This window comes from Mycobacterium sp. 852002-51057_SCH5723018 (genome assembly GCF_001667035.1).
GTDB lineage: Bacteria > Actinomycetota > Actinomycetes > Mycobacteriales > Mycobacteriaceae > Mycobacterium.
In genome coordinates, this window is the sequence record NZ_LZIR01000122.1 from 1 (window position 1) to 4736 (window position 4736).

General features: G+C 66.5%; 5 protein-coding genes and 2 pseudogenes. 4 read left to right on the forward strand and 3 right to left on the reverse strand.

The window, feature by feature from the left end; genetic code table 11:
- The 3 genes and pseudogenes from A5764_RS29590 to A5764_RS24475 all read left to right on the forward strand — a co-directional run.
- Positions 1-76 (forward strand): annotated as a pseudogene (locus tag A5764_RS29590) (hypothetical protein); the annotation flags it as partial.
- 240 nt (positions 77-316) lie between these two features.
- On the forward strand, positions 317-1015 hold the full coding sequence (locus A5764_RS24470; protein WP_067118561.1) for a cutinase family protein: 699 nt from the start codon (positions 317-319) through the stop codon (positions 1013-1015).
- Between the two features lie 19 nt (positions 1016-1034).
- A complete protein-coding gene (locus A5764_RS24475; RefSeq protein WP_067118563.1) occupies positions 1035-2021 on the forward strand; it encodes an SDR family NAD(P)-dependent oxidoreductase in 987 nt (328 codons plus the stop codon).
- A gap of 10 nt (positions 2022-2031) precedes the next feature.
- On the opposite strand, the gene A5764_RS24480 is transcribed toward A5764_RS24475, so the two are convergent.
- Positions 2032-2418: a PPOX class F420-dependent oxidoreductase gene (locus A5764_RS24480; RefSeq protein ID WP_067118552.1), complete on the reverse strand. Its 387-nt coding sequence runs from the start codon at positions 2416-2418 to the stop codon at positions 2032-2034.
- Between the two features lie 108 nt (positions 2419-2526).
- Between A5764_RS24480 and A5764_RS24485 the strand changes: the two genes are divergently transcribed.
- Positions 2527-3216, forward strand: coding sequence for a TetR/AcrR family transcriptional regulator (locus A5764_RS24485; RefSeq protein ID WP_067118555.1), 690 nt, complete (start codon positions 2527-2529; stop codon positions 3214-3216).
- Here the strand turns inward: A5764_RS24485 and A5764_RS24490 are convergent.
- Positions 3156-4358: a cytochrome P450 gene (locus A5764_RS24490; RefSeq protein ID WP_067118558.1), complete on the reverse strand. Its 1203-nt coding sequence runs from the start codon at positions 4356-4358 to the stop codon at positions 3156-3158. The genes A5764_RS24485 and A5764_RS24490 overlap by 61 nt on opposite strands.
- Positions 4359-4444: 86 nt before the next feature.
- Positions 4445-4736, reverse strand: a pseudogene (locus tag A5764_RS29005) (TetR/AcrR family transcriptional regulator); the annotation flags it as partial.

The window sequence follows — 4736 nt, forward strand, 5'->3', positions numbered from 1 at the left end:
GGTACCCGCCCCCAGCCCCGACGCGCGCGCCGTTGTCACCGGAGCTTCGCAGAACATCGGCGAGGCGCGGGCCACCGGCGACGCCGACACCACGAACGAGGGCCGGGCCGACCAGGCGAAGTCCAGCCTGAAGGACGCCGGCGAGAAGGTGAAAGACGCCTTCAAGAAGTAGTCACGACACCGACCAGCGGGTTTGCCGGTACCGTCGGCGGCCCGCTGGTCGTTTTCTGCCGCGATCGGCAAGCGCGATTGCGAAATGTTTCTGCCGGCAATCCAGAGCGCCATTGGCGTCGAATATCAGTAAAGAACACCGATGATGCGAAGGACTACGAGCATGCGCCGATTCACGACCTCCATGGGAGTTGCGGCGGTGGCAGCCGCCTTTGCACTGTTGGGCGCTCCAGCACCAGCGTCGGCCGACCCCTGCCCCGACGTCGAGGTGGTGTTCGCCCGCGGTTCCGGTGAACCGCCCGGTCTCGGCGGCGTCGGCGGGTCATTCGTCGATGCCCTGCGCGGGCAGATCGGCGGGCGCTCGCTCGGCGTCTACCCCGTCAATTACCAAGCCAGCACCGACTTCGGCAATCCTGATTTTCCGCTGACGGTCATCGACGGCATCCGTGACGCCGGTAATCACATCCAGTCCATGGCCGCCAACTGTCCCAAGACCAGGGAGGTGCTCGGCGGATACTCCCAGGGCGCTGCCGTCGCCGGTTTCGTTACCTCGGCGGCCATACCGCCTGGCGTACCGGCGTCGATGGTGCCGCAGCCGATGCCGCCGGAGATCGCGAACCATGTAGCCGCGGTCACGCTGTTCGGGACACCGTCGGGCCCGTGGCTGCAGAAATACGGCGCACCGGTGATCGTCATCGGCCCGCTGTATCAGCCCAAGACCCTCCAGTTGTGCGCCCCGGGCGATGGAATCTGCGGTGATGGCACCGACGCCTTCGCGCATGCGACATATTCGGTGAACGGTATGACGGGCCAAGCCGCGACCTACGCGGCGAGCCACTTGTAACCCCGTGCAGAATCGCACCATGCATGTTCTGGTCACGGGCGGCACGGGATTCGTCGGCGGGTGGACCGCCAAGGCCGTCGCCGACGCCGGCCACTCCGTCCGGTTCCTTGTGCGAAATCCCGATCGGTTGCAGACCTCGGTCGCCAAGCTGGGTGTCGACGTGTCGGACTTCGCCGTCGCCGACATCACCGACCGCGTTGCGGTGCGGGAGGCGCTGCGCGGATGCGACGCCGTCGTGCACAGCGCCGCCCTGGTGGCAACCGATCCCCGTCAGACCAATGAGATGCTGGCGACAAACATGCAGGGCGCGCAAAACGTCCTCGGCCAGTCGGTGGAGCTAGGGCTGGATCCCATCGTTCACGTGTCGAGCTTCACCGCGCTGTTTCATCCCTCCCTGGAGGTGCTGACGGCGGACCTGCCGGTGGTGGGCGGGGCGGATGGATACGGGACGTCGAAGGCGCAGGTCGACATCTATGCTCGCGGCCTTCAGGACGCCGGCGCCCCGGTGAACATCACCTATCCCGGCATGGTCCTCGGTCCGCCGGTCGGCAACCAATTCGGCGAGGCCGGCGAGGGCGTCCGCATGGCCGTGCAGATGCATGCGATCCCCGGGCGCGGCGCGGCATGGTTGGTCGTCGACGTGCGCGACCTGGCCGCGCTGCACGCGGCGCTGCTCGAGCCCGGGTGCGGACCACGTCGCTACACCGCGGGCGGGCATCGGGTTTCGGCCTCCGAGCTGGCGAGCCTGCTCGGCCAGGTCGCCGGGACGCCGATGGTCGCGGTGCCGATCCCGGACACCGCGCTGCGGGTTGCCGGGGCGGTGATGGACCGGGCCGGCCGGTTTCTGCCCTTCGATACGCCCTTCACCTGGGCCGGGATGCAGTACTACACCCAGATGCCGGCGTCAGACGATTCGCCCAGCGAGCGCGAGCTCGGCATCACCTATCGCGATCCGAGGGACACGCTGGCCGACACCTTTGAAGCCCTGCGCGCCGCGTCCCCGTAGCCGCGAAATCCTAGGCGGCGGGCTTGATCTCGAGGCCGACGTGGACCTTGTCGATGCCGCCGCGCAGGATCGAGTGCGCGTAGAACCACCACGCGTGATACCAGTACCGCTTGAGCACGGCGTTGTAGACCCGCCGCGTCTCGGACTTCGGCAGCACCCGGGCGATCCCTTCGACAGGTTCGCTCTTGGGCTTGCCCAGCGCAGCGCTGCGCGCGATCGTCACCCGCGGCGTGTTGTTGATCCGCCTGACCTTCCAGGACCCGTTATCGGTGATGACCAGAAGCTTGTCACCGTCGGGCACACCCCAGATCGGCGTCGGCTTGGGACGGCCGTCCTTGGTGAACGTCGTCAGCAGCAGGTACTTGGATTCGATGACGTCCTGAAAACTTGGTGCCACACCTCATCCCTATCAGGTGTTGCGGCCGACGGTGAGCGAGCGGCCTTTCTTGACCGCCGCAAGGCGGAATGCGAGCATGACAGCTACGCGATTTTGGGCATTTGCTCAATGAAAGCCCAAGGGAAGCCCAAGGAAAGTTGGTGCCAAATAACCGCATCGGAACGGCCGAAGGCGCGCGACTCCACCACCCGCGACACGCTGATCGACGCGACGATTCAGGTCATGGTGGAGGAGGGTTACGCCGCGGCAACGTCGCGGCGGGTGGCCGCTGTCGCAGGCGTCAAATCCGCCCTGGTGCATTACTACTTCCCCACGATGGACGGGTTGTACCTGGACGTGTTCCGCCGCGGCGCCGCGGCGTACCTGGGCCGGCAACAGGAAGCCTTGGCCTCCGACCGCCCCCTGCACGCCTTGTGGGACACGCTCGTCGCGCCGAAGGACACCCGTCTGCTGCTGGAATTCATGGGACTTGCCAACCACCGCAAGGAGATCCGGGCGGAGATCTCGGCCTGGCAGGAGCGGTGGCGCGAGATGCAAATCACCGCACTCAACTTCATCGTGCGCGAACACGGCCTGGACACAGGGGAATTCCCGCCCGCGGGCATCGCGGTCATCATCGCCTCGATCGGCCGCATGCTCATCCTGGAACAGGCGCTCGGTACCTCCGGCGGCCACGACGAGGCCGTCGCGCTGGTCAACCGATTCCTGGACCGTTACGAAATGCCGGCACCGAAGGCTCAGGGCAGCACGATCCGCAGCCGCTCCCAGCCGCGGACCGTCGACGTTGACGCCAATTGAGCTGTGTCGTAGTCGATGTCCCACTCGGGCCAGCGGTTGAGGATCTCGTCCAGCGCGACGCGGCCCTCCAGGCGGGCCAGGTTCGCCCCGAGGCAGTAATGCACGCCCTTGCCGAACGTGATGTGCGAGATGTTGTCCCGGTGGACGTTGAAGGTGTCCGGGTCGGCGTAGCGGCGGTGATCGCGATTGGCGGCGCCGAACAGCAGCAGCATGGCGCTGCCGGCCGGAACGGTCCTGCCGTAGCACTCGAAATCCTTTGCCATCCAACGGGCGACGTGGGGGCCTGTGGGTTCGAACCTTAACGTCTCGTCGACGGTGCGGTTCAGCAGCGACCGGTCCCGGTGGACCTCCCGGCGCTGGTCCGGATGCTCGGCGAGCACCTTGGCCAGCCAGCCGATCAGCCGGCCGGTGGTCTCGTTGCCCGCACCGGCGACCACCTGGGTGTAGTGCAGCACCTCTTTGCGCGTCAGCTTGCGGTGCACGCCGTGCTCGTCGTCGAACTCGACGTTGAGCAATGTGGTCATCAGGTCGTCCGACGGGTTCTTGGATCGCCATTCGACGTAGTCGGCGTAGATCCGGCCGTCGGCGATGGAGTCTGCGTCGGCGACCTTCAGCGGGGCGCCGGGTTTGGTGCGCAAGTTGGCGTCGTTGGCGTCGCGGACCGAAACCTGTTCTGACTCAGGGATTCCCAACAGCATGCCGATGACTCGCATCGGCATCATCGACGCCAGCTCGGCGATGACGTCGAACCCGCCGGACCCGACCAGCGGATCCAGGCACCGCACGCAATACCGCCGAATCTGGTCTTCCAGCTCGGCCATCCGGCGCGGGGTGAACACGCGCGACATCAGGCCGCGCAGCCGCGTGTGCTCGGGGGGATCCTGGAACATCATGACGCCGCCGGGCATGTCGAATTTCGACTGGATCAATTCCAGGATGTCGCTGCGCCGGTTAGAGAACACCTCCCAGTTGGCCAATGCCCGCTCGACGTCGGAAAACCTTGAGATGGCCCAGAAGTCGTACCGCTCGTTGTAGTAGATCGGCGCTTCCTCGCGCAGCCGCCCGTAGACCGGGTACGGGTCGGCGATGATGCCGACGTCGTAGGGGTCGTAGTAGACGTCGGTGTCGTTGGCGACGGTCATCGATGCTCCCTCGATGTCACTCACCGGTTTGGGCGATCGCCCAATTTCTGCCGCAGGCCATGTCTAGCAGGACTGGGAGGAGGCCGTCAAGAGCCCAGCGCGGCGTCGATCAGCGTGGCCGCGGCGGCACGGGCGTGCACGACCGGCGCGGTGTCGTTCAGGGATGTCGCCATCGCCGTCGCGCCCTCGAACAGCACCGCCAATTGCTGGCCCAACAGTTGCGGATCGGTGGCGCCGGCCTCCCGCGCGACAGCGACCAAGCGGCGGGTGAACTCCAGCTTGTGTGCCCGCACAATTTCGTCGGTGCTGCGCAATGCTCCTGCCGATTCGACGGCGGCATTGTGGAAAGGGCAGCCGCGCACGATGTCCCGACGCGAC